This is a genomic window from Nocardia yamanashiensis NBRC 100130 (assembly GCF_001613325.1).
Taxonomy (GTDB): domain Bacteria; phylum Actinomycetota; class Actinomycetes; order Mycobacteriales; family Mycobacteriaceae; genus Nocardia; species Nocardia yamanashiensis.
The window spans coordinates 17,544-40,961 of the sequence record NZ_BDCD01000004.1; the positions used below are offsets into that span (position 1 = coordinate 17,544).

Consider the following 23,418-nt stretch of genomic DNA (forward strand, 5'->3'; position numbering starts at 1 on the left):
GCGTGTGGCCGTCAGAGCGGCCGGACGTCGTCGATGCCGGGCGGTTGCGGGCTCGGTGGTGGGGAATCGTCGCTGCCGGTGACGGGGTTCAGGCTGGGGCGGGTGTTGATCAGGTCGGTCAGTGTGGTGGGGGCGTGGCCGGGTGCGTGGGTGGTGAGGGAGCGGCGGACCTCGTCGGCATAGGGTGAGTCCCACCAGGGTTCGGTGCGGATCAGGGTCGGGGGCGCGCCGGCGGGGAAGAGGACGGCTCGGCCGCGAGGGAGGGCGCGCAGGTCGGCGGCGGTGAGTTCTTCGGTGCCCATGGTGTCGGCGCGGTCGCGCAGGAAGGCGGCGTCGTCGATACCGGGGCCGAGAACTTTGAGGGTCGCGGCCGACCACAGTTCGTTCATCCCGCGCGGGCCCCAGCAGCGGATGCCCTGGGCCCAGGATTGCAGCAGGACCACCGTGGTGATGCCGTGGGCGCCAAAGCGGCCGCAGCGTTGCGGGAAGTCGTTCCAGCGCAGGGTATCGGCGGCATCGTCCAGGACCGCGACCACAGGGGTGTGCAGGCGGGCGCCTGGGGAAGCGAGGGCGCGCGACATCGCTACGTCGAGAACGGCTTCGGTGAGGGCGCCGACGAGCGGGGCAGCCGAGCCGTGGCCTTGGGTGGCGACGCAGTACAGGGTGCCGAGGCGGTCGAGGAAATCGGATTCGTCGAAGCGGATGCGGTTGCCGCCGGGCGTGATCCACGGGTGCATATCGGTGTATTGCAGGCAGCGCACCATCACCTTGGCGGTGCCGAAAATGCCGCTGCGCGTGCGTTCGTCGGTGTTGTAGATCGCAGCGATACCGGCCGCGGCGAAATTACGACCATGCACCCGCAACAGCTCGACCGGTTCACTGTCCATCGGATTGGCAATCCAATCCCAGACCTGCACGATCGGACGGGAATCGAGGGAAGCAGCCAAGAACAGCCCCGCCAGCAACTCCTCGCCCTCGATATCGAAATAATCGCGCGCCTCATTGCGCAGCTCACCATGAGCGAAATGCCCGGCCAGGTGCGCGGCGCGTTTACGATCACCGGCCACCCACGCCAAAGGATCCCAATACCAAGTGGGTTCGTCACCGAGCCGGCCTTCAGGATCGAACACCCGCACCGGACTGCCCTTGGCCTCACGAACCGCACGAGTGGCATCGACGAGCCGACGATCAGCAGTAGTAGCGATGACCGCCCCGATGGCATGCAACACCGCAGGAACAGCCCGCGCCGACGACTTCCCTTGCCGCGGACCCCAAATATCGAGATACAAATCCTCGAACGACCCGAACAACCGCCGCCCATCGCCAACCGCCACCCCGAGCGGCAACCCCGCCGGATCCTCACGCCCCACCCGCACCCCCGCCACCCGAGCCCGCTCCCGCACCCCCTCCTCGGTCAAAAACCGCAACGCCGCCCCGGTCCCCAACGCATCAGCCTTCTCGTCAATAGGCAACCGCCCCCGCCCCCGCCACCGATGCACCAGCCCCCACACCACAACCACCAACACCAACGCCCCACCCACCACCCCGACCCGAACCGGATCGCGAGTCCAATCAGCTTGCCCGGCAGCAATTTCAGTGATCATGGCCATCGGATGCACCGATACATCCTCGCGCACGCCCACCCACCCCGGCAGCGGAACAGGGGCGGACAACCCCATGCCACCACCTCCGTCCGGGGATCACGCAGTCCCGCAAGACATTCGATGCCGACCAGTCCGGCATCACCCCAAACCGACCCCGCACACTGAACGTCGGAATCTGTCGGTCCCGCGCGTCATACTGGCGCACATGGGGTACGAAGCGGTGCGACGGCATTCGCGCAGGGAAAAGCTCGGCGGAAGCTATGTGCGCGCACACGGCCGCTTCACCGCCGTGCTACCCGTTCCAGGCTTCATGCTGAAGAACGCGGCGCGAACCCGGCGCGCATTCAGATGAGCCAGTCATTCGTGCCCGCGCGCTTGCCAGATGCCATCCACCCGGTGGCGCGCACTACCTCCTGTGCGATGTCCACGACACCGCGCTCGTCGGTCGCCACCCGCACCGTGCCCGCGGGTGCCTGCCGATCCAGCAGCCGTGCCTTACGGGCACTGCCGTCCAATTCTTGCGCCAGACCCGAGCCCAGCTCCCGGCGCCTGAGCCGCTCACCGGTTGTGGTGTCGGTGGCCGTGAGCAGGACTCGTACGATCCGCACATCCGCACCCATTGCACGCTCGAACATAGCGGTCGCCTCGGGCAGCACGCTCACCGTATTCATATAGATCAACCGGCGATAACCGCGCCGCGCGAAGTTGGCCCACACCGCGGTCAGATTGCACGTGGTGATCTCCGCACGGAGCGGATCCCCCGCCGGAGCCGGATGCACCTGCCCCAGGTAATCACCATCGATGATCGCGTGCGACACCGCCGCATCCCGCAGCAACGCCGAGACTTCCCACCCCACCGTCGTCTTGCCGACCCCGGCCCGGCCGCCGATGAGCAGCACCTCCGCCTGATCCACAATCAAGAAGCATGCCAGCTGTAACTTGCTGCGCGCGAACGGTTTCGGTCGGCCCGGAGCAGAACTCGCCGAACCGCTCAGCGCTGACCCGGTGGAATGATCCGCTCAGCCGAAATGCTCGAGCAGGAGCGGTGCGAGCAAGGCCGGCTGGTTGAGGATTTCGTGATCGGCGCCGGGGAGGACTATCCGGCGAGCGCCCGGGATGGCGGCGGCCAGCGCCTGGTTCGCTTGCTGGATCCAGGGCCAGGTCTGATCACCATTGACGACCAGTGTCGGGATCGCGATCCTGGCATATCGGTCGGCTTGCAGCCGCATACCGGGACCGCAGACGGCGACGTCATAGGGCAGGCTGCCGGCCTGAGCGCACAGGAACTCCCATACCGGCGACTGACGCATCTCGGCGACCATCGCCACCGGGACCCCTACCTGCTCGGTGAGGAACAGTTCGGCGGCGCCGTCACGCTCGCCGCCGGCCAGGAGCGCTACGAGCCGATCGAACACCTCACCCTGCGGTTCCGGGCGATTCCCGTCGACCACCGCGGGCATCTCGTACACCGCGACTTTGCCGATCGGCAGCCCTCGCAGCACCCCTTCCAAAGCCAAAGCGGCACCGGAAGAATGGCCGAACACGTGCGCCGACCCGCCGACATGCTCGATCACCGCCGCCAGATCCTCGATCTCGGATTGCACGGCATACTCACCGCGCACATCGGTACTGCCGCCCCGGCCCCGCCGGTCGTACGCGACCGCGGTCATCTGCGGGGCCAATGTCGAAGCGAGCGCGGCGACAGTGGAGCGGTCGTTGAACGCGCCCCCGATCAGAATCACCGGCGTGCCCGAACCCACGCACTCGACCGCGATCATGCTGCCATCGGCGGAGGAAACAGTGGTCAAAGTCGGAGTCGTCATGAAACCAATACCTTTCGGCGAATGCGGATACGTGCTCAGGCGGCGACTGGAAAACGGAAACTCAAGTGAGTGACGGCAGGTGAGTCGAGCACCCGGAATCGCTCCAGCTCGATCAACTCCTCGCGCAACACCCGTGCGTCGACGCCACAGAGAAAGCGATCCAGCTTGACCGTCATGTCGGCCCGCACGTTGGGCATGTCATCTCCTCGATGTCGTCGAATCCCGGACGACTACCCCTCGAACGAGCCGTCCCGGATTCGACATCGACGCCGACAAGATCAGCCGACTGTGAGCCACCTCATAGCCGACGCACACTCCGGACACCCGAAACAGCCGGATCGATCGCCGCCAACCCGACAGGCGATCGATCCGACGCGCCACGACCGGCGATCGGTGGGCAGGCCACCGATCACCGGTCGGGAGTATGGAATTCTCAGCGCGAGAACGTGTTTCGCAGGTCGGTGAGGCCGGCGCGGCGCTCATAGGCGATCCAGGCGAAGATGGCGGCCAGGGCCAGGGGGAAGATCGCCATGCCGGGCTTGTCGGCGATGAAAGCCTGGGTGGCGGCGGCGAGGACGGTGAGGACCGACAGGCCGGCGGCTGCCAGGGCGGTCAGGCGGGGGACCATCAGGCCGATGCCGCCGGCGACCTCGCAGATGCCGATGAAGATGAGCAGGCCGAAGGAGATGGTGAGGTTCTCGGGGGCGTTGTCCATCAGGGTGTGCGGGATGACGAGCTTCGGGCCGCCGGAGGCGATGATGAAGAACAGGCCGAGCACGATCTGCAGGGTCCACAGGACACGATTGCGGATCTTGCCGGGGCGGTAGGTGAAGTCGGTGGCGTAAGCGGCGGAGGCGTTGGCGGTGGTCATTGTCGGTCCTTCAGGTCGGTCGCGCCGGGTTGGTAGCGCGTTCAACAGATAGGACGGAGCGCCGTGCCGGGATTCATCGGTGCGGTGCAGAAATTTTCGGGCGAGCTCACGAATGAGGGTGAGTGCGCGGCTGATCCGGGGGTGCGGGGACGGTCAAAGGTGCTGCGGCTCGTTGTCTACCGGCACCGGCAGAGCGGGCGACAGGGTGCACAACGCGGGAGGAGCCTCGGGCGGTGCGGGCGTGCCCCGGTACGCGGCCTCGCGCAGCCGGCGGGTCAGGACGTCGCGGCGGGCGCTGAGCATTTCGATCTGGGTGGTCAGATCCTCGATGGCCCTGCGGTATTCGGCGAGGGAGGCGGGGCAGTCGTCGCTGTTGGTGCTGCCGTCGGCGAGGCAGTCGAGGAAGGGGCGGGTGTCTTCGACGGGGATGCCGAGGCGGTTGAGGCCGCGGATTTCCTGGACTGCGCGGACGGCGTGGTCGTCGTAGTCGCGGTAGCCGTTGGCGCGGCGGGCCGGAGAGACCAGGCCGAGGGACTCGTATCTGCGGATCGCTTTGGGGCTGGCGCCGGTGAGGGCCGCGAGTTCGCCGATCTTCATGGGTCGACGGTAAACCTTGCCCTCGGGGGCAGGGTCAAGGTCGGGGCAGGTGCGGGAGGGCGGTGGTCAGGATTTCGGCGGTGTCGGCGTGCAATGCCTGTGCGGCGGTGCGGCCGGTCACCGCGAGGTAGGTGTCTACCAGGCGGTTTCCTGCCGCGTAGCCCGCGCCGGTCGGCAGACCCACCGGTTCGACGCCGTAGCGGCGGGCGGTGTCGTCGCCGTGGACCCACGCGGTGAAATTCGCCATGCCGGTCACGCCCAGGCCCGAAATCACCTTGGCGAACACGGCATCGTCGTGCAGATGCGGCACACCGATTCGGGTGTAACCGATTTCGTCGCCGTAGAGCTGCCGGGCGAACGCGTCGGCCAAACCTTCCGACACCACATGCTCACCGACGGTGACGGTCGCCGGATCCCACACCACCCCGCCGGGACCGTAGCGCAGATTGTGGGCCAGCTCGTGCACGGCGGTCGCCTCGAGCCGCGCCAGATTCTCCGGGAACGGCCACAGCGTGATCACGATGAAACCCGAAATACCGCCATTGCCGGTCACTCCGAGCGCCGGACCCATGAAATGCGCATCACCGGGGTCGCCCAGCACGAACAACACGGTGATGTCGGGAACCTCCAGCCCGGGCGTCGCGGCCAGCTGCACGGCGAGCGCGTCGTCCAGGGCGCGCCGCAGCCGCTGCCAGGCCCCGGCCGCTTCCAGAACATCCAGCGCCTCCAGGCACCGCTGTTCGTCACGGTCGATCGGGAACCCCGAACCCATCGCGTGCATGGCCACCAGATCCACCTCACCCGGGAAATACCGGTACATCCCGCTCATCGGTTCCAGCATCGCCTGCAACAGCGCGGCGCGATCGGCGTTGGGCGCGAGCAGGATTCGCCGCATCGCCGCATCGGTCTCGAGCACGGTGATCGTCATGTCATCCGACGCTAAACCTTTCCGCAGCGGCAAGGTCAAACCGATTGCCCGGCAGTAACCCACCCCACATCGGGGTTGCGGTATCCGTCCCGGAGGTGTTTACTCGTCGACGCAAGGTGCCGTCGTTAGCTGAGGCTCCTTCACGGATACAGGCCGGCGATCCCGAACGTCGAGAGACGCCCCGGATCAGGACAGGTCTCCCCGGATTAAGGGGACACCCCGACCGGCTACACACCCCAAACACCGGGTGGGTTCACGCCGTGGAGTGCTGAAGGTCTTACGAGGAGTGGTACTCGACCTGGCGATTCCCCGCCGATCCCGCTCCCTTGGCGTTCATTGCGCACGCGTGGAGCGGAGGTGGTTGTGATGCCCGACGGATCAGACAAAGTTCCGTTAGCCAATCGTTCACTCGGCGACACTCCCGCAATCCGCTGCACGCTGCCACCATCCCGGTAGCGTGCGATTTCGAGTGCGCCGACCTCTACCGGGAGGGCGTCATGACCACCTTGGAAATGCTGCTCCGGCTCGGCGCCGGCGTCGGACTCGGCGCGGTGATCGGGTTCGAGCGGCAGTATCGGGCTCGCATGGCCGGACTGCGCACCAACGCGCTGGTCGCGGCCGGAGCCACCCTGTTCGTACTACTGTCGGCACACGGCTTCAGCGGCAGCGACGCTGACCCGACACGTGTTGCGGCACAGATCGTTTCGGGCATCGGATTCCTGGGCGCGGGTGTCATCCTGCGCGACGGGTTCAATATCCGCGGCCTCAACACCGCCGCCACCCTGTGGTGCGCGGCCGCCGTCGGCTCCCTCGCCGGCGCGGGCATGTACACCACCGCGGCCGCCGGGGCGTTGGTCGTGGTCGTGGTCAACACCGCGCTGCGCACCGCCGCCCGCGCCGTCGACCGTCCCATCGACGACGGCACCGCGATCGAAGCGCTGTACGCGTTCACCGCCGACACCGACGACGCGCACGAAGCGCACGTGCGAGCCCTGCTCGTACAGTCGCTGACCCGCACCGATTTCCGGCTCGTATCCATCTCGAGCCACGACACCGACAACGGGCGCGTCCAGGTGCGCGCCGAACTGACCGGCCTGCGCCGCGACGACCGCCAGATGGAAGCAGCGGTCAGCCGGCTGAGCCTGGAACCCTCGGTGACCAGCGTGGGCTGGCGCACCGTGCCGCAGCCGGAGGTGCAGGCATGACCACCACGACCTTTCCGTCCCGGGGCGTGCTCGAGCGCCCCCGCTCCCGCTGGGCCGACGTGGCGGTGTTCCTCGGCGCGGCCGTCCTGATCTGGCTGGTGGTGCGGGTGTCGGCGGGCATGAACGTGCCCTTCCACGACACCGACGCCACCGCAACCATTTCCACCGATCCGGCCGAACTGCCGTATTACGCGGCGCGCTCGCTGCTGCGCATGTTCCTCGCGCTGGGCGCCTCGATCCTGTTCACCTTCGTCTTCGCCACCGCCGCGGCCCGGCTGCCGCGCGCGGAGAAGGTGATGCTGCCCGCGCTCGACATCCTGCAATCGGTGCCGGTGCTCGGCTTCCTGTCGGTCACCGTCGCCGGATTCATCGCCCTGTTCCCGGGCTCCTCGCTCGGGCTCGAGGCGGCGTCCATCTTCGCCATCTTCACCTCGCAGGCCTGGAACATGGCGTTCGCGTTCCATCACAGCCTGGTGTCGCAGCCGCGCGAACTCGACGAAGCCGCCCGGAACCTGAGATTGTCACGCTGGCAACGGTTCTGGCGGATGGATGTGCCCAGCGGCATGTTCCCGCTGGTGTGGAACGCCATGATGAGCTTCGGCGGCGGCTGGTTCTTCCTGACCGCGTCGGAGGCGATCAGCGTCAACAATCGCGAATACATGCTGCCCGGCATCGGGTCGTATGTGGCGGTGGCGGCCGGGGACGGGGCGTCCGGCAAGGTCGGGCTGGCCATCCTCACCATGATCGTGATGGTGATCGGGTTGAACATCCTGTTCTGGCGGCCGATCACGGTGTGGGCCGAACGGTTCCGGGTCGAGGACACCGAAGCCGCCGACAGCCCGCGCAGCCTGGTGCTGGATCTGTTGCGGCGCAGTCACATTCCCGGCCTGCTCGGGCGGGTGTTCGGGCCGCTGGTGTATCCGGTCGACCGGTTCATGAGCGTGTTCGGGCTCGCCGAGCATCCGCTGTACGTGCCGCGGGCGCGGCGGCGGGCGGGGGATGTGGCGTTCACGGTGATCGTGGGGGCGGTGCTGGTGGTGGGCTGCTACTACATGCTGCGCTACATCGATTCCACCGTCGGGTTCGGGGAGATCGCGCACGCGGCCGGGCTCGGGGGCATCACGCTGCTGCGGGTGATCGTCGTACTGATCTTCGCGACCCTGGTGTGGGTGCCTATCGGCGTGTGGATCGGGTTGAACCCCAAGGTATCCCGGCTCGCGCAGCCGGTGGTGCAGGTGCTGGCCAGCTTCCCGGCCAACTTCCTGTTCCCGCTCGTGGGCGCGATACTGGTGGCCACCAACTCGAGCCTGCAATGGGCCGGCATCATCCTGATGGCGCTCGGCGCGCAGTGGTACATCCTGTTCAACGTGATCGCCGGCGCCTCCGCGGTGCCCAACGATCTGCGTGAAGCCGCCGCCAACCTGCGCCTGCCGCGAAACCTGTGGTGGCGCAAGCTGATCCTGCCCGCCGTGTTCCCCAGCTATGTCACCGGCGCCATCACCGCGGCCGGCGGCGCCTGGAACGCCTCCATCGTCGCCGAGGTCGTCACCTTCGGCTCCACCACGCTGACGGCCACCGGCCTGGGCGCCTATATCGCCGATGCCACCGGCGCCGGGGACAGCCCGCGCATCCTGGTCGGCGTGCTCGTCATGAGCGCCTACGTCGTCGGCCTCAACCGTCTCTTCTGGCGCCGCCTCTACGCCCTCGCGCAGCGCCGCTACTCGCTCTGAGAACAGGGAGAATTCACATGACCTCCACCTTCACCCCCGGCGAAGTCCTCATCGACATCGACGACGTCGGCATGTCCTTCACCGGTGCGGCCGGGGAACGCTTGCAGGTGCTCGATCACGTCGATCTGCAATTGCGCGACGGCGAGATCGTGGCGCTGCTGGGGCGGTCCGGGTCCGGCAAGTCCACGCTGCTGCGCGCCATCGCCGGATTGCTCGCGCCCACCACCGGGCAGGTGCGGTACCGGGGACGCAGGCTCACCGGGGCCAATCCCGGTGCGGCGCTGGTGTTCCAGTCCTTCGCGCTGATGCCGTGGCTGACCGTGCAGGACAATGTCGAACTCGGGCTGGCCGCGCGCGGCATCGCCCCCGAGGCGCGACGGCGCCGGGCGCTGGAAGCCATCGACCGGATCGGGCTCGACGGCTTCGAATCCGCCTACCCCAAGGAGCTTTCCGGCGGGATGCGCCAGCGGGTCGGGTTCGCCCGCGCCCTCGTCCTCGAGCCCGATCTGCTGCTCATGGACGAACCGTTCTCCGCCCTGGACGTCCTGACCGCCGAGAACCTGCGCACCGAACTGGTGAACCTGTGGTCCACCAAGGACTTTCCCACCAAATGCGTCTGCATCGTCACCCACAACATCGAGGAAGCCGTCCAGCTCGCCGACCGCGTGGTGGTGCTGGGCGCCAACCCCGGCCATATCATCGCCGAAGTGGTGATCGACCAGCCCCGCCCCCGCAACCGTCGCGCCCCCGGCTTCCAGGTCCTGGTCGACCAGATCTACGGCCTGCTCACCGGTCGCGACTCCGAAACCGCCACCGTCACACCCGATTCCGGCACCCCCTTCACCACCCCTTTGCCCGCCGCCTCGGTAGGCGGCATCGCCGGCCTCCTGGAACTGGTCTGGGGCAGCGACGGCCGCGCCGATCTGCCCGTGATCGCCGACGAACTCAACTTCGAACTCGACGACCTGCTACCCCTCGTCGACGCCGCCGCCCTCCTGGGCTTCCTCACCGTCGACTCCGGCGACGTCATCCTCACCAATGTCGGCGCCCGCTTCGTCCACGCCGACATCCAAGCCTCCAAACAACTCTTCGCCGCCCAAGCCCGCCGCCGCGCCCCCCTCGTGCGCACCATCTGCAGCGCCCTCATCGGCAGCTCCGACGAATCCGCCCGCGCCGACTTCGTCCTGGATCTGCTGAAGCGCGGCTTCTCCGACGAAGACGCCAGAAAACAACTCGACATCGCCATCGACTGGGGCCGCTACGGCGAGCTCTACGACTACGACACCGACTCCGGCCGCATCACCGCCGACCCCACCGCCGACCTCCGCCCCGACCCCGCCTGATCCGCAGATCACGGCCGCAAACGCACATCCGACTGTATTCTCTGCTGTATGACGACACGCCTGAACATCACCCTGCCCGACGAGGTGGCGATCAAGCTGCGTGCCGCCTCGGACAACAAGCCGAGCGAATACATCGAACGTGCGGTGACCCGGCAAATGCTCGCCGACGACCTGCGCAAACTGGCCGAGTGGGAAAGCGCGAACCGACCGAACCAGGAATTCCAACGCCTAGATGACGAAGCGGCCGAGGAAGTCCTGTTCGGGCGGTCGGCTGAGTGAACATCCGGCAAGGACAGATCTGGAAAGTCGAAAGCCGCCTGTCCGGCACGGTCGCCCAAGCCGTCGTCGTGGACAGCGACCTGATGGCCGAGGCCCGTCAGCGAATTCTGGTGGCACCACTCCGCCCGGCCCGCGAAGTACCCCGCGCACTACAACTGCTGACCGCCGAGCTCCCCGACGGCACCGCAGTAGCGGTCTACGACCTCGTCCTGGTCCCGAAGAACACCCTCGACGAATGCCTGGGCACGATTCCACCGGACGCACTGGCACAAGTGAAGATCGCACTTCGCGCCAGATTCGACCTGTAGCCCTCCGGGGCCTGGCATGGGAGGAGCTCGTGGCTACGGCAATCGAGAACTACCACTGGGAAAGCGATTTCGCGCACGAACACCAGGCCATCGGCAGGGCCGAAGGTCGAGCTGAAGGCCGGACCGAGACCTTGGCGGCAACTGTTTTGCGGATTCTCGATCGGCGTGGCTTGGCGGTCGTGGACTCCGCCGATCTGATCTTCGATTTCGAGTGATTGCCGACGACGGGGTGCTGGCCGTCTGGATCGAAGGTTAGTGGGGGTCAGGGGTGGTGGGCCAGTGGGGGTGCCAGGGGTTTTCGGGGCGTTCGGTCTCTTCGAGGAAGATGCGGAGGCCTTCGGAGATTTTGCCGGCGGTGGTTTCGAGTTGTTCGGGGGTGAGGGGGGTGTTGAAGGCGGCGGCGTGCAGGAGTTGGTTGCGGGCGTGGTCGAGGTTCATGGTTGCCCAGTCGCGGCGGGAGAGTTCAGGCATGCGGGGAGACTACCTCGAGTAGAACGTATGTTCGAGTGTTCGAGGGTGGGAATTTTCTCGGCGGTGGGGTGTGAGTTGTGCGGTGCGCCTTGCGGTTCCGGTGGGGTGGGTGGGGCGAGGCGGGGTGGGGTGGGGTCAGGCTGCGTGGGTGGTGGGGGAGGTGGTGGCGAAGGAGGCCAGGAGGATGCTGCGGTAGAGGTCGCGGAGGCGTTCGTAGCGATAGCGGTTGTAGGCCAGCGGTTCCAGGGTCAGGCGGCGGGGGAGGTAGCGCCAGGCGGCGCTGAGAGTGGTGGTGTAGAGGGTGAATTCGAGTTGGTGCAGGGGATTCCAGTGCACGCCGAGGAGCTGCCGCATACGGGGATGGGCCGCGCCGGAGGAGCAGATGGTCACCGGGCGGGCCGCGACGGTGGTCGCCAGTCGCCAGAGCGGGGTCAGGGCGGGGCGGGCGACGGGTGGCACGAACAAGGTGGGGAGGGGGAGGGATTGGAAGCTGCGGCGGGCGAATTGGAGGAATTCGTTGTCGGCCAGCTGGGTGGTGGCTACGCGGTCGTAGTAGGCGCGCATGTCGGCGAGGGTTTCGGGGAGTTTGCCCCGGGCGCCGGGCAATTCGAGGTAGCCCAATTCGGCGCGCAGGGTTTGGTAGACGAGTTCTTCGTCGGCGGGGGTGAGCGTGCGGCCGCACAGGTGGATGTAGGCCTGGTGCACGGCATTGAGGCCGCTGACGGCGACCCAGGTCCACAACTCGGGGGTCAGGGCGCTGTAGCGGGTCCCGGCGAATTCGCCGATACCGGTGCCGCGCACATCGCGGTGCAGACGCTTGAGCTCCTCGCGGAAGGCTTGCGCGTCAACGGGATCGGTGAAACCCATCAGCACGGTGAAGGCGGCGCTGCGCAGGCCGCGGTCGGTGAAATTGTCGGCGAACCGGCCGGTGCGATCGACGGCGGCGGCGATCTCGCGATACGCGACCTGATCGAGGGCCAGCCGGCCGAAGACGGCGGCGAGGGGCGAGCCGGTGAACCAGCGGACGTCGTCGGCCAGTGAAACCTGGTGCGGCACTGCACTCATGGTGACCATCCGAGATGGGAAGAAGAGAGTAATTTACTCTCACTGTATGCCCGGTCCCGGGCGCCGCCGACCCGCGGAAATCGAAATGTTGGCCGATCGTCACCGCGGCGATCACCGCGCAGAACTCAACCCCGGTACATCGACCGATACGCCGCGATGGTCTGCACCAGATGATCCACGATCTGATCCCGCGACGCCCGCAGCGTCCCGTTCAACCACGCCGAGAACATCCCCGCGTTCCCGCTCGCCATGGTCACCGCCGCCACCCGCCGCTGCACCGGATCCTCGATATGGGCGAACAGATGATCCTGGATCAGCCGGGTGAACGCCGGCATCACCGCGATGGTCGTCTGCCCCAGCCCGGTCGAGGAGTACGGCTCCACCAGGAACAACCGCGACTTGCGCGGATCCTCGAGCACCTTGTCGACCAGCGCCTCCGACAAGGCCCGATCCCGATCCGGATCGTCCCCCACCGCGAACGCCGTCATCGGCTCCAGGAACTCGTCGGCGATCTGCCGGTACAGCACATCCAGCAGTTCGTCTCGGCTGCTGAACGATTCGTAGAAATACCGATCGGTCAAGGTCGCCCGCCGGCACACCGCCCGCATGGTGACCGCCCCCGCCCCGGATTCGCCGATCAGATCCAGCGCCGCGTCGAGCAGCGCCGCCCGCCGCGCCTCCCGGCGTTCGGTGAGCGTGGTTCCACCCCAGATACGGGGTTCGGCGTCGTTGGAGGGCTGACCAGTGTGCACCGGGTCAAGGGTAGTGCCCAGCGCGGGCGGCTCGCGCACACCAGGCCCGCTGAGAGGTCGCCGCGCCGCCCTACCCGGCTACCCCAGCAGCTCGTCCAGATAGCACCACCGCCACGATTCGCCCGGCTCCACACTGCGCATCACCGGATGCCCGGTGGAGTTGAAATGCTTGGTGGCGTGATTGCCCACCGAGGAATCGCAGCAGGCCACATGCCCGCAGTCCAGGCACATCCGCAGATGCACCCACACCAGCCCCTCCTCCAGGCATTCCCCGCACGCATCGGGCAGATCGGGCACCTGCGTGCACGGCGCGGCCCGCAGATGCTCACACCCGCCGGTGATGGGCGGCGCGAGCAGATAGTGGTCGTCGTCGGAGTCGGCCTCGGCGATCCGGTCGATGGTGGATTCCTCCATATCGATGGTCGCCATCACCGCCTGCAGCACCTCGGTCTCCACGGTCCCGGAATTGCGGATCCGCAGCAGCGTTTCGCGTTCGGCCGCCAGCATGGCCAGCCGCAGCCGCCGATACTCACCGCCCGGGGTCACCCGCTGGGATTCCGAGCGCCCCAGCAATTCCCACGCCGACCGCGCCCGGTACATCACCCGCATGCGCAGCTCCTCGACCACTTCCGGCGGCGTCTCCTCGACGATATTGGCCTCGAGCGCCGCCAGCCCCGCCGCGGTCGCCTGCTGCAGCAGGTTCGCCTCCTGCAGCAGATCCTCGGCATGGCTGGGCCCGCGCAGTTTCAGCGCCCGCACCACCCACGGCAGCGAAATGCCCTGCAACAGCAGCGTTCCGGCCACCACCACGACCGCGAGCAGCGTCAAGGTCGCCACTTCGGGGGTATCGAGGGGCAGCAGCAGCGCCGCCGCGAGGGTCACCACGCCGCGCATGCCCGCCCAGGACACCACCGCGGGCCCGGTCCAGTTGGGCTTCGGCTTGCCCTGCCGCCGCCCTTCGACATACCAGGCGAAATAGGTGGCCGGGAACATCCAGATCGGCCGCACCACGATCACCGTCAGCAGCACCGCCGCACAGGTGACGATCAGCGTGGAGTGCGGCAGATCGCTGTGCCAGGCGTCCTCGACGATATGGCGCACCTGCAATCCGATGAGCAGGAACACCGCGCTCTCCAGAATGAACGCGATGGTGCGCCAATTGGTGTGCTCGGCGATCCGCGAGGCCGCGCTCTGCCAGTGCGGCGCCCCGTGCCCGAGGATCAGCCCGCAGGTCACCACCGCGATCACCCCGGAGGCGTGCACCGATTCGGCCGGCAGATACACCGCCCACGGCGCCAGCAGCGACACGCTGGTGTCGAGCACCGGATCGGTGATGCGCTTGCGCAGGAACACCAGCACCGTCGCCGCGATCGCGCCGATCAGCGCCCCGCCGCCGGCCGCCCCGAGGAAGTCGAGCCCGGCCTCCCACATGGTGAACGTCCCCGCCATGGCCGCGACCGCCGTGCGCAGCGTGACCAGCGCGGTGGCGTCGTTGAACAGCGATTCGCCCTCGAGCAGCGTGGTGAGCCGCCGCGGCATCCCCACTCGCCGCGCGACCGCGGTGGCCGCGACCGCGTCCGGCGGCGCCACCACCGCGCCGATGGCCACCGCCGCCGAGAACGGCACGGGCAGCAGCCAATACACCACCCCGCCCACCGCGAACGCCGTGAACAGCACCAACCCCACCGACATGAGCGTGATCGACACCTTCTTGGGCCGGAAGTCGACCAGCGAGGTGCGAATCGCGGTGGTGTAGAGCAGGGGCGGCAGCAGTCCCAGCAGCACCAGTTCGGGGTCGATGTCGAACTCGGGCACGAACGGCAGATAGGAGGCGATCACCCCCGCGATGGTGAGTACGAACGGTTCCGCGACGCCGATCCGCCGGGCCAGGGCCGCCAGCGCTACCGCGGCCGCCACCAATGCGATTAGTCCGAACGCCACCTCCACAAGGTCACATCGTGCCAGTTCGATCGCGCCCGTCGCGCACCGACCGGCCGGTGCGCAAGTCCGCGTTCACAACCGCGGCGCGGATTCCATCGCCTTGCCGCTGTCCCGCCACGCCCCGATACCCCCGGCCAGGCTCGCCGCGTCGTACCCCGCCCGCCGCGCCAGCGCCGCGAACCGCAGCGACACCTCACCCACCGGGCATACGAAAACCAGTGGCCGCGAACGCGAGAACGGCACCCCCTGGGCGAACATGTCCTCGAGCTGATCGTCGCGAATGTTCACCGCCCCCGGCACGTGCGCGATCCGGTACGCCATCGCACCCCGGGTATCGACGATGGTCGGCCGCGCACCGCGATCGAGCTCCTCGAGCGCATCCGGCGACAACTGCGGCGTGGCCTCCAGCTCGGCGGCCGAGGGCGGCTGCGCCCGAACCGCTTTCCCGAACAGCTCCGGCCGTCGCTTGCGGATATAGGACAGGTACGGTTCGAGCCGATCGCAGACGATGAACACCGCCGTCACCGGCCGCCCCGGATTCGAATCCGCCACGCCCGCCAGCTCTTCCAGCGCCGCCGCATACGTCGCGCCGCTGGTCGGCCCCGCCAGCACCCCGTGCCGCACCGCCAATTCCAGGGTCGCGTCCACCGCCCGCCCGGCCTCCACGCTCACGATCCGGTCGTAGAACTCCGGCTGGAACAACCCCACATCCCACATCTCGGTCTCGGACCGGATCCCCGGAATGAAATCGCCGCGCTCGGACACCACCGCGAGGGTCTTGAGCTCCGGATTGTGCTTGCGCAGGAACGTCGCCGCCCCGCGCGTGGACCCGGTGGTGCCCAGCCCGCCGATCAGATAGTCGACCCGCGTGATCCCGTCGCGCGCCAGATCCTCGTGAATCTCACGCCCCGTCCCCTGATAGTGCGCCTCGATATTCTTCTCGCTCGTGTACTGCGAGGGGTGATACCACTGCGCCGGCGCCTTGGCCATCGTCGATTCGATCACCGAGTACACGTCGTTGGGCGCGGTCGGGTCCGGGCATTCCGACAGTCCGGGCAGTTCCTCGATATCGGTGTCGAACAGCTGCAACAGCTCTCGCACCTCACCCACCCGGATCCGGTTGGTCACCGCCCGCAGCCGCACCCCGCGCATGCCCGCCAGAATCCGTAACGCCTTGGCGGTATTGCCGCTCGAGGCCTCGATCAGCGATTGCCCGCGCGCGGCGATCTCGTCCAGATCGTCGCGAATCATCCCCCACGCCACCCGATCCTTGACCGACCCGAACGGGTTGAAGAATTCGAGCTTGGCGTACAACTCCACGTTCGGCAGTGCGTGCACCGCCGGATCCAGCCGCAGCAACGGCGTATTGCCGATGAGTTCGGTGATGTGGTCGTAGCGCATTACCGCCCCCGCTCGGGCTGGTAGTCCCCGTCCCGGCACACCCGGAACCCGTCGCGTTCGCGCGTCACCACCAGCTTGGGCGGCAGTCGATGCATGGATGCGGTCGCTGCCGACAAATCCATATGGTAGGCAGCGGTATTGGGGAACACGATCAGATCCCCGGGTTCGGGCCGCGCCGGCAACCACACCTTGTGATTGGTGATCAGATCCCGTTCCAGGCACAGCCGCCCCGCCAAAAACACCCCGGTCGCACCGGTTTCGGTGCGCGGGCGCGCAGGTATCAGCAGCGGATCGACCATGACTTCCTGATCGGCCGGGGTGACGGTGTCGCGGCTGAGATCCAGATTGGCCAGCAGCGACCCGTCGGCGGTCTCCTTGAGGAACTCCACCCGCGCCACCGTGATTCCCGCATGATCGACCAGCGCCTTGCCCGGCTCCAGCCACACCTCGAGAAGGTTCTCGGCGGCCACCTGCCCGAACTCGCGCCCGCCCTGCGATTCCAGTCCGGCCGCGAGGAGTTCGGCCAGCATGCGGTCGGCGGGAACGGTATTGGCGTACTTGTGGAACACCGGTGTGCCGTGCACCGCGCCGCCGTCGAGGTGGAAGCCGAAGGTATTGCCGCCCCACGCCATCGCCTCACCGCGCCCCAGCAGCGCCTCGCGCAAGGCGATCACATAGTGGTCGAAGGCGTCGGCGTCGGCGGTGAACACCTGCCGGAACCCGCCGCCGATATTGAGCACCGACGGCGTGAGCCCGTGCTCGTAGGCGCGTTCGGTCGCCGCCAGGCACGCCTCCACCGCCCGCACCCGCTCGGCCGGTTCCCCCGAATCCAGGTGAAAAGCGAACCCCCGGAACCCGATCCGCGCCCGGTCCGCGACCAGTACTTCCAGGACCTCGTCCAGCTGCCGCACCGGCACCCCGAACCGGCTCACCGGCGTCCCCGGAAACCCGCTCAACCGCACCAGAACCGGCGTCACCACCCCGAATTCCGCCGCCAGCTCGCCCACCCGCCGCAATTCCCACACATTGTCGACGCTGATGGTCACCCCGGTCCCCACCAGCTCCCGCAGAAACCCCTCACCCTTGGGCCCGGTCACTTCGATCCGCTCCGCCGCGAACCCCGCCCCGCCCGCACTGGCCAGCTCCTCCGGCGAGGCCACATCGATCCCCACCCCGGCCGCTTCGGCCGTGCGCACGAACGCCCGCGACTGATTCACCTTGTGCGCGTAGCAGATCCGATACCGCCCCACGCCCGCCTCGAGCACCGTCCGCAACCGCTCCAGATTCTCGGCGAACACCTGCGGGAACACCAGATGCGCCGGTGAGGAGCCGCCCTTGAGCGCATCCTCGACCGCGCCGGGCGCATCCAGGAACGCGCGCACCAGCGGATGGATCTTCGCCGGCAGCCCCGGCGGCGCCGCAGCGGTCATACGGCCGTTTCGGAGGCGGCCGCCGCGGGCATCTGCGTGGTCGGGTTGTATCCGCTGTCGCGCAGTGATTCGAACGCCCGGAACCGATTGCGCGGCGACCGGAATTCGGCCACCACTCGTTTGCTGAGCAAATCGATATCGTGCACGCCGATCCCCATCGACTCCAGCACCCCGGTGATGGTGCGCACGCAATGCTGACAGGTCATGTCCGGCACCCAGAACACCTGATCCTCGGCGCTGGTTTCCTCGGTGTCGGAACCGGTTTCGGCGGGCACCTCACCGACGGTCAACCGCCCCACCACCGCGGTGAACGTCTCGGTGAACCGGTCCACCACCACCGGCAGCAGACTGTAGTGCTCCCCGTCGAGCTGATGCGGCATGGCGGCCAGGCAGGCCGGGCGCGTCCCGGGCGGCAACAGCGCGTACTGCCGCGAGATCACATCCAGCTCATCGTGATATTTGGCGATGGCCTCGGCCACCGACAACCCTTCGACATTGGTGGCGCGCCGCATGACCCGATGCGCATCGGCGATGGTGGAGTCCTTCATCGACCGCAGCGTGGCCACCGTCTCGGCCGAATACCGCACCGTCCCGTCCGGCTGCGTCGCCAGGGTCACCGCGATCATGCCGCGCCGGTAGCTCGAGGCCTGCAACTCCCAATACCAGCGCGTCGCCACCGCCGAATAGATCCCCGAATCCCGCATCCCGAGCGCGAATTCGGCCGCGCTGCGATACGGCGTCCACCGCGCCAGCAGCGCGTGCTGAGCCAGCGCCCGCCCGCACGCCTCGATACCCACCCGGAAGATATCCAGGGGTTCGTGATCGGTGGTGGTGCCTTCCAGCACCGCGCGCTCGCGTGCACCCAGTGCCGAAATCCGCTGCGCCAGCGCTTCGTCGGCGTTCAGCGAGTGCCACAGCGCCAGCACGGTCTCGCGCATGGCGATCGGCACGATCGGCCCCAGCCCGCCGGAATGATAGAACCCGGTATTGGGCACCCCGTCCGAATCGGTCCACGTCATCCGATGCGTCGCCGACACCACCTGATCGGCCCGGCACGGCCGCATGAACCGTTCCAGATACAGCCGCTGCGACAGCGTCAGATGCGAACCGGGCTCGGGACGCAATGGCGTGCTGGTGTATTCGACGTGCCGCGCGGGCGGCGTCGCAGGGGGCGCGCCCAGTCCGGGCCGGGCCAGCACGGCCAGCACCCGGGACGCGGCGCGGCGATCGTAGCGCGGTTCGGAACCGTTCATCGTCAACCGACCTCCTCGGCAATCGTGGCGACACACTCGGTGAACCGGTCAATCTCGTCGAAGGTGGTGTAGACGTGGGTGCTCACCCGCACCGAATCGGCGTCGGTCTCGCCGTCCGGCACGCAGTGCGCGCCGGTGCGGACCAGGAACCCGTATTCGCTGAGCACGAAGCCCAGATCGGCGGCGCTGATCCCGGCGAGGGTGAAAGACACGATCCCGTACCCGGTTTCACAGGGCGCGTACGCCGGTCCGGGCGCGAACTCCAGGCCCCGGACCGTTCTCAATCCGGCGATCAACGCGATCGTCAGCGCCCGGTTGTGGGCGGCGACGGCGTCCATGCCGTAGTCGTTCAGCACCCGCAAAGCCGCACCGAGTGCCAGAATCCCCGCGATATTGGGGGTGCCGCCCTCCAACCGCCGCGGCATCGCCCCCGCGTGCAGGCCGGAATCGTCCAGCGTCACAGCCGAATTGCCGCCGGGCAGGAACGGGCTCAGCTCGCCGTGGCGGCGGCGCGCGCAATACAGCACCCCGGTGCCGGGCGCCCCGAACATCTTGTGCCCGGCGAACACCGCGAAATCGGCGCCCAGTTCGCGCACGTCGACCGGCAGATGCCCGCCGCTCTGCGAACAATCGAAACACAGCGCGATCCGCGGATCGATGTCCCCGCGCAATTCCTCGAGCGTGGTCAGCGCCCCGAACACGTGATGCAGATGCGCCACGGTGATCAACCGGGTGCGCGGGGAGAGCTTGGCGGCGATATCGCCGATATCGGCCTCGCCCATGGCATTCACCCGATACGGAACCAGCCGGACGGTCCGCCCGAAACCCTGCAGCAACTGCCGCAACTGCACCCACGGATACACGTTGGAGGCATGATCGCGCGGACTGTAGAGGATCTCGTCGCCGTCACCGAGATTGGTCAGCGCCCACGCCAGCGCCACCGCGTTCAGCCCCGCCGTCGCCCCGCCGGTGAACACGATCTCCTCCGGTTCGGCCCCCACGAACCCGGCCATCCGCGCCCGCACGTCCTCGATCTCCCGGGTGACCTGCGAGGCCCACGGATAGGTCCCGCGCCCGGCATTGGCGGTCCGCGACTCGTGATAACCCCGCACCGCCGTGATCACCGGCAGCGGCTTCTGGGTGGTGGAGGCCGAATCCAGATACACCGCATCGGTTTCGGCGAGGGCGGGAAACTGCGCGCGCGTACCCGGCGACGCCGGCTCCCGGGCGGGGGAGGACCCGGCGGTGGACGCAGGCGCACAGGACCGCACCGTCGCTCCCTCCGAGGAGTACGCGATTCGACCTCACCCACGATACGCATGTTTCGATGTTTACTCGAAGGTTCTGGCAGACAGGCGCTTTCGTCGGTACCTTCTCGTTATTCCGTCCCGTGACGGCGCGGCGGGCCGCTCAGCGCTCGGGTCCGCCCGGATTGCACAGCGCGTTCACGGTGGCCTCGTACCCGACCGCGGGCCGCCACGGTTCCAGATTCCAGCTCGGCTTGTTCGGCGCGACCACCCGCGCCCACTCCCAATGGCAGAGGAACTGATCGCGCATGCCGGGAGTGTCGGCATCGGGGGACTGGGTCACGACTTCCTGCCACGCGCGTTCCCCGGCGGTAGGGAAGACATCGGCGCGACCGGCCTGGGTGGGATACACCAGCAAGCGGCGGCCGTCGACGGCATCGGTCCATTCGGTGCGCTCGATGAGCGCGGCATCGGCGTACGGGTCGACCAGCGGCGTGGCCGAGGTGGTGGGCGCGGCGATCGGTTGCGCGGTGGGCGAGGAGGTTGCCGGAGCGGCCTGGGTCTCCGCCGCGGGCGCCACCGAACCGACCACCACGGGCGCCGATTCCTCGGCCGCGCCGCATCCGCTCAGTCCGAGCGCCAGCACGATCAGCGCACCCGCCGGTCTCCAGCGCTGCCGCATGGCCTCGCCCCTTTCGCTCCGCATTCCCGGCCGGACCATCGCCACGTAGCGGTGGCACTGTGGCCCAGACAGCCCCTACGATGTCACGCGCGGGGCGGTTCCCGAAAGTGGGGTTCCGGTCCGCCCCCGAGCTACCGGTAGTTTGCTACCTGTCGTCGTGAGTACACGACAAGGGGAACATTGGATCGACCATAGGGGCGCGAACGTGGTAGCGAGTGTGAAAGTCCTTGTGTGGGAGGTAGACAACTCCCTGTGGGATGGCGTGGTGTCCGATTCGACCGCCGGTGCGCCGCGGGCCGAAGCGGCGCGCGCCCTGCGCATCCTGGCCGAGCGCGGCGTCATGCACGCCGTGGCCAGTCGCGGTGAATGGGCCTGGACGGTCGAGCAGCTGCGCCGGCACGGACTGCACGAACGGTTCGCGGTGGTCGAGGTCGGCTGGGGCCGCAAGTCCGCCGCCATCGCCCGCATCGCGCAGACCCTGGGCGTCCAGCTCGAGCAGGTCGGCTACCTCGACTCCGAACCCCTCGAACGCAGCGAGGTCGCGCACGCCCTGCCGCAGGTCCGCTGCTACGCCGCCCGCCACGTGGACGTCCTGCCCGCGCTCCAGGAATTCCGCGCCCCGGTCGGCGACGTCCCGCCGCCCACCTCGCCCATGGGCATCTCGCACATTCACGCCACCGACGAGCAGCGCCTCATCCGCTGAACGCGCCGAGGAAAACGCCTCAGGCAGGGGTGGATTCGGCCGAACCGCCCGAGCGGATCTGCACGATCGGCAGCACCAGCGCGGCCGGCGCCGACGCCGGCACCACCGGCTGCTTGGGCGTCACCGGCGCGATGCGCTGATAGCCGACGCCCTGCGCGGGCCGCGTGTCCTGCTCACCCTTGTTCGGCCACATGGCCGCCGCCCGCTCGGCCTGCGCGGTGATCGTCAGCGACGGATTCACGCCCAGGTTTGCCGACACCGCCGCCCCGTCCACCACGCTCAGCGTCGGGTAGCCGTACACCCGGTGATACGGGTCGATCACCCCGTGCTCGCGATCCGCGCCGATCACCGCACCGCCGAGGAAGTGCGCGGTCAGCGGGATATTGAACACCTCGCCCCAGGTGCCGCCCGCGACGCCGCCGATCTGCTCGGCCACCTTGCGCGTCACCTCGTTGCCCGCCGGGATCCAGGTCGGATTCGGTTCGCCGTGGCCCTGTTTGGAGGTCAGCTTGCGGCCGAACACCCCGCGCTTGGTGTAGGTGGTGATCGAATTGTCCAGATGCTGCATGACCAGTGAGATGATGGTGCGCTCGCTCCAGCGGTACGGCGACAGGAACTGGATCAGCGTCACCGGATTGCGCAGCGCCACCCCGAGGAACCGCAGCCAGCGCGGAATCCGCCCGCCGCCGTCGACCATGAGGGTCTGCAGCAGGCCCATCGCATTGGAGCCCTTGCCGTAGCGCACCGGCTCGACGTGGGTGTCGGGCGTCGGATGAATCGAGGAGGTGATGGCCACGCCGCGCGTGAAGTCGGTGCCCGGCATGACTTTACGGGTCGCCGCGCCCACGATCGATTCGGAGTTGGTGCGGGTCAGCACGCCCAGGCGCTCGGACAGCTCCGGCAGCACGCCCTGATCGCGCATGGCGAACAGCAGCTGCTGGGTGCCGCGCGTCCCGGCCGCGAGCACCACGTGCTTGGCGGTGTAGGTCTTGGGCCGCTTGCGCACCCACGCGCCCGTGCGCTCGGTGCTCACGTCCCAGGTGCCGTCCGGCAGCGGCCGCACGGTGTTCACGGTGGTCATCGGAACGACCTGCGCCCCGGCCTGTTCGGCCAGGTACAGGTAGTTCTTGACGAGGGTGTTCTTGGCATTGTGGCGGCAGCCGGTCATGCACTCGCCGCATTCGATGCAGCCCGTGCGATCGGGGCCCGCTCCGCCGAAGTACGGATCGGCGACGGTCTTGCCCGCTTCGCCGAAGAACACCCCGACCGGGGTCTGCACGAAGGTGTCGCCGAAGCCGAGGTCGTCGGCGACCGCCTTGAACACCTCGTCGGCCGGGGTCATGTGCGGGTTCTGCACCACGCCGAGCATCTTGCGCGCCTGCTCGTAGTAGGGCATCAGCTCGTCGTGCCAGTCGGTGATGTCACGCCACTGCGGGTCGGCGAAGAACGGCGCGGGCGGCACGTACAGCGTGTTCGCGTAGTTCAGCGAGCCACCGCCGACGCCCGCACCCGCCAGGATCAGCACATCGCGCAGCGGATGGATGCGCTGGATTCCGTAGCAGCCCAGCTTGGGCGCCCACAGGAACTTGCGCAGATCCCAGCTGTTCTTCGGCAGCTCGTCGTCGGCATAGCGCATGCCGGCCTCGAGCACGCCGACCTTGTATCCCTTCTCGGTCAGACGCAGCGCGCTGACGCTGCCGCCGAAGCCGGACCCGACGATGAGCACATCGAAGTCGGTGTCACGCTGGGTCATGAGGAGAACTCCCTTGTCGTCGTCGACAGTGT

24 protein-coding genes and 1 riboswitch are annotated in these 23,418 nt (G+C 68.1%); of the genes, 7 read left to right on the plus strand and 17 right to left on the minus strand.

The annotated features are described in order from the left end of the window. Nucleotides 1–11: 11 nt before the first annotated feature. From NY1_RS03685 to NY1_RS03710, 7 genes are all read right to left on the minus strand, one after another. Nucleotides 12–1,679: a type IV secretory system conjugative DNA transfer family protein gene (locus tag NY1_RS03685; protein WP_157762023.1), complete on the minus strand. Its 1,668-nt coding sequence runs from the start codon at nucleotides 1,677–1,679 to the stop codon at nucleotides 12–14. A gap of 269 nt (nucleotides 1,680–1,948) precedes the next feature. Continuing rightward, on the minus strand, nucleotides 1,949–2,518 hold the full coding sequence (locus NY1_RS03690) for a hypothetical protein (RefSeq protein ID WP_174567155.1): 570 nt from the start codon (nucleotides 2,516–2,518) through the stop codon (nucleotides 1,949–1,951). A gap of 105 nt (nucleotides 2,519–2,623) precedes the next feature. Beyond that, nucleotides 2,624–3,427, minus strand: a complete 804-nt coding sequence (locus NY1_RS03695) for an alpha/beta fold hydrolase (protein ID WP_067708290.1) — start codon at nucleotides 3,425–3,427, stop codon at nucleotides 2,624–2,626. Between the two features lie 35 nt (nucleotides 3,428–3,462). Then, nucleotides 3,463–3,624, minus strand: coding sequence for a hypothetical protein (locus NY1_RS42615; protein ID WP_157762024.1), 162 nt, complete (start codon nucleotides 3,622–3,624; stop codon nucleotides 3,463–3,465). 236 nt (nucleotides 3,625–3,860) lie between these two features. Then, nucleotides 3,861–4,298, minus strand: coding sequence for a DoxX family protein (locus NY1_RS03700; RefSeq protein WP_067708293.1), 438 nt, complete (start codon nucleotides 4,296–4,298; stop codon nucleotides 3,861–3,863). Nucleotides 4,299–4,451: 153 nt separating this feature from the next. Beyond that, the gene (locus NY1_RS03705; RefSeq protein WP_067708294.1) at nucleotides 4,452–4,895 is read right to left on the minus strand and encodes a MerR family DNA-binding transcriptional regulator; all 444 of its coding nucleotides are present in this window, start codon (nucleotides 4,893–4,895) and stop codon (nucleotides 4,452–4,454) included. A 34-nt stretch (nucleotides 4,896–4,929) separates the two neighbouring features. Further along, entirely contained in the window at nucleotides 4,930–5,823 is an 894-nt protein-coding gene (locus tag NY1_RS03710) for a DUF2268 domain-containing putative Zn-dependent protease (protein ID WP_067708297.1), read from the minus strand. Nucleotides 5,824–5,937: 114 nt separating this feature from the next. Next, a riboswitch (M-box (ykoK) riboswitch) is annotated at nucleotides 5,938–6,118 on the plus strand. Between the two features lie 202 nt (nucleotides 6,119–6,320). Here NY1_RS03710 and NY1_RS03715 point away from each other — a divergent pair. From NY1_RS03715 to NY1_RS03740, 6 genes are read left to right on the plus strand one after another with little or no spacing between them, the layout of a single operon-like run. After that, nucleotides 6,321–7,028: an MgtC/SapB family protein gene (locus NY1_RS03715; RefSeq protein WP_067708299.1), complete on the plus strand. Its 708-nt coding sequence runs from the start codon at nucleotides 6,321–6,323 to the stop codon at nucleotides 7,026–7,028. After that, on the plus strand, nucleotides 7,025–8,758 hold the full coding sequence (locus NY1_RS03720; RefSeq protein ID WP_067708302.1) for an ABC transporter permease: 1,734 nt from the start codon (nucleotides 7,025–7,027) through the stop codon (nucleotides 8,756–8,758). Before NY1_RS03715 ends, NY1_RS03720 begins: the two co-directional genes overlap by 4 nt. A 17-nt stretch (nucleotides 8,759–8,775) precedes the next feature. Beyond that, the gene (locus NY1_RS03725; RefSeq protein ID WP_067708305.1) at nucleotides 8,776–10,101 is read left to right on the plus strand and encodes an ABC transporter ATP-binding protein; all 1,326 of its coding nucleotides are present in this window, start codon (nucleotides 8,776–8,778) and stop codon (nucleotides 10,099–10,101) included. A 48-nt stretch (nucleotides 10,102–10,149) separates the two neighbouring features. Next, a complete protein-coding gene (locus NY1_RS03730) occupies nucleotides 10,150–10,380 on the plus strand; it encodes a hypothetical protein (protein ID WP_067708307.1) in 231 nt (76 codons plus the stop codon). After that, the gene (locus tag NY1_RS03735; protein WP_067708310.1) at nucleotides 10,377–10,688 is read left to right on the plus strand and encodes a type II toxin-antitoxin system PemK/MazF family toxin; all 312 of its coding nucleotides are present in this window, start codon (nucleotides 10,377–10,379) and stop codon (nucleotides 10,686–10,688) included. The genes NY1_RS03730 and NY1_RS03735 overlap by 4 nt, the downstream gene beginning before the upstream one ends. Before the next feature lie 29 nt (nucleotides 10,689–10,717). Next, nucleotides 10,718–10,903, plus strand: coding sequence for a hypothetical protein (locus tag NY1_RS03740; protein ID WP_067708313.1), 186 nt, complete (start codon nucleotides 10,718–10,720; stop codon nucleotides 10,901–10,903). Between the two features lie 37 nt (nucleotides 10,904–10,940). Here NY1_RS03740 and NY1_RS03745 read toward each other — a convergent pair whose 3' ends face one another. The 9 genes from NY1_RS03745 to NY1_RS03785 form a co-directional block, all read right to left on the minus strand. Beyond that, a complete protein-coding gene (locus NY1_RS03745) occupies nucleotides 10,941–11,159 on the minus strand; it encodes a DUF6374 family protein (protein ID WP_067708315.1) in 219 nt (72 codons plus the stop codon). A 135-nt stretch (nucleotides 11,160–11,294) separates the two neighbouring features. Beyond that, a complete protein-coding gene (locus NY1_RS03750; protein ID WP_067708318.1) occupies nucleotides 11,295–12,224 on the minus strand; it encodes an oxygenase MpaB family protein in 930 nt (309 codons plus the stop codon). A 125-nt stretch (nucleotides 12,225–12,349) separates the two neighbouring features. Then, nucleotides 12,350–12,976 (minus strand): TetR/AcrR family transcriptional regulator, encoded by a 627-nt coding sequence (locus tag NY1_RS03755; RefSeq protein ID WP_067708876.1) that lies wholly within the window; start codon nucleotides 12,974–12,976, stop codon nucleotides 12,350–12,352. A gap of 78 nt (nucleotides 12,977–13,054) precedes the next feature. Next, complete coding sequence (locus NY1_RS03760; RefSeq protein WP_369690426.1) at nucleotides 13,055–14,917, minus strand: Na+/H+ antiporter; 1,863 nt, start codon at nucleotides 14,915–14,917, stop codon at nucleotides 13,055–13,057. Between the two features lie 72 nt (nucleotides 14,918–14,989). Continuing rightward, the gene (locus NY1_RS03765) at nucleotides 14,990–16,318 is read right to left on the minus strand and encodes a pyridoxal-phosphate dependent enzyme (RefSeq protein WP_067708324.1); all 1,329 of its coding nucleotides are present in this window, start codon (nucleotides 16,316–16,318) and stop codon (nucleotides 14,990–14,992) included. Continuing rightward, nucleotides 16,318–17,748: a type III PLP-dependent enzyme domain-containing protein gene (locus NY1_RS03770; RefSeq protein ID WP_067708327.1), complete on the minus strand. Its 1,431-nt coding sequence runs from the start codon at nucleotides 17,746–17,748 to the stop codon at nucleotides 16,318–16,320. Before NY1_RS03770 ends, NY1_RS03765 begins: the two co-directional genes overlap by 1 nt. Continuing rightward, nucleotides 17,745–19,001 carry a heavy-metal-associated domain-containing protein gene (locus NY1_RS03775; RefSeq protein ID WP_067708329.1) on the minus strand — a complete coding sequence of 419 codons (1,257 nt, stop codon included), beginning with the start codon at nucleotides 18,999–19,001 and terminating at the stop codon, nucleotides 17,745–17,747. Before NY1_RS03775 ends, NY1_RS03770 begins: the two co-directional genes overlap by 4 nt. Nucleotides 19,002–19,003: 2 nt before the next feature. After that, on the minus strand, nucleotides 19,004–20,272 hold the full coding sequence (locus NY1_RS03780) for an aminotransferase class V-fold PLP-dependent enzyme (protein WP_084534621.1): 1,269 nt from the start codon (nucleotides 20,270–20,272) through the stop codon (nucleotides 19,004–19,006). Nucleotides 20,273–20,411: 139 nt separating this feature from the next. Then, on the minus strand, nucleotides 20,412–20,930 hold the full coding sequence (locus tag NY1_RS03785; RefSeq protein ID WP_084534622.1) for a DUF2599 domain-containing protein: 519 nt from the start codon (nucleotides 20,928–20,930) through the stop codon (nucleotides 20,412–20,414). Nucleotides 20,931–21,195: 265 nt separating this feature from the next. Here NY1_RS03785 and NY1_RS03790 point away from each other — a divergent pair, with 265 nt between their 5' ends. Then, nucleotides 21,196–21,633 (plus strand): HAD family hydrolase, encoded by a 438-nt coding sequence (locus NY1_RS03790; RefSeq protein WP_233039640.1) that lies wholly within the window; start codon nucleotides 21,196–21,198, stop codon nucleotides 21,631–21,633. A 19-nt stretch (nucleotides 21,634–21,652) separates the two neighbouring features. Here NY1_RS03790 and NY1_RS03795 read toward each other — a convergent pair whose 3' ends face one another. After that, a complete protein-coding gene (locus NY1_RS03795) occupies nucleotides 21,653–23,386 on the minus strand; it encodes a GMC oxidoreductase (protein ID WP_067708341.1) in 1,734 nt (577 codons plus the stop codon). Nucleotides 23,387–23,418: the final 32 nt, after the last annotated feature.

Excerpts from the sequence above, each read along its gene's own strand:
- NY1_RS03795 (WP_067708341.1), bottom strand. The coding sequence starts at position 23,386 with ATGACCCAGCGTGACACCGACTTCGATGTGCTCATCGTCGGGTCCGGC.
- NY1_RS03715 (WP_067708299.1), top strand. The coding sequence starts at position 6,321 with ATGACCACCTTGGAAATGCTGCTCCGGCTCGGCGCCGGCGTCGGACTC.
- NY1_RS03765 (WP_067708324.1), bottom strand. The coding sequence starts at position 16,318 with ATGCGCTACGACCACATCACCGAACTCATCGGCAATACGCCGTTGCTG.
- NY1_RS03720 (WP_067708302.1), top strand. The coding sequence starts at position 7,025 with ATGACCACCACGACCTTTCCGTCCCGGGGCGTGCTCGAGCGCCCCCGC.
- NY1_RS03730 (WP_067708307.1), top strand. The coding sequence starts at position 10,150 with ATGACGACACGCCTGAACATCACCCTGCCCGACGAGGTGGCGATCAAG.
- NY1_RS03685 (WP_157762023.1), bottom strand. The coding sequence starts at position 1,679 with ATGGGGTTGTCCGCCCCTGTTCCGCTGCCGGGGTGGGTGGGCGTGCGC.
- NY1_RS42615 (WP_157762024.1), bottom strand. The coding sequence starts at position 3,624 with ATGCCCAACGTGCGGGCCGACATGACGGTCAAGCTGGATCGCTTTCTC.
- NY1_RS03770 (WP_067708327.1), bottom strand. The coding sequence starts at position 17,748 with ATGACCGCTGCGGCGCCGCCGGGGCTGCCGGCGAAGATCCATCCGCTG.
- NY1_RS03750 (WP_067708318.1), bottom strand. The coding sequence starts at position 12,224 with ATGAGTGCAGTGCCGCACCAGGTTTCACTGGCCGACGACGTCCGCTGG.
- NY1_RS03710 (WP_067708297.1), bottom strand. The coding sequence starts at position 5,823 with ATGACGATCACCGTGCTCGAGACCGATGCGGCGATGCGGCGAATCCTG.
- NY1_RS03700 (WP_067708293.1), bottom strand. The coding sequence starts at position 4,298 with ATGACCACCGCCAACGCCTCCGCCGCTTACGCCACCGACTTCACCTAC.
- NY1_RS03725 (WP_067708305.1), top strand. The coding sequence starts at position 8,776 with ATGACCTCCACCTTCACCCCCGGCGAAGTCCTCATCGACATCGACGAC.
- NY1_RS03695 (WP_067708290.1), bottom strand. The coding sequence starts at position 3,427 with ATGACGACTCCGACTTTGACCACTGTTTCCTCCGCCGATGGCAGCATG.
- NY1_RS03745 (WP_067708315.1), bottom strand. The coding sequence starts at position 11,159 with ATGCCTGAACTCTCCCGCCGCGACTGGGCAACCATGAACCTCGACCAC.
- NY1_RS03705 (WP_067708294.1), bottom strand. The coding sequence starts at position 4,895 with ATGAAGATCGGCGAACTCGCGGCCCTCACCGGCGCCAGCCCCAAAGCG.
- NY1_RS03785 (WP_084534622.1), bottom strand. The coding sequence starts at position 20,930 with ATGCGGCAGCGCTGGAGACCGGCGGGTGCGCTGATCGTGCTGGCGCTC.
- NY1_RS03775 (WP_067708329.1), bottom strand. The coding sequence starts at position 19,001 with ATGAACGGTTCCGAACCGCGCTACGATCGCCGCGCCGCGTCCCGGGTG.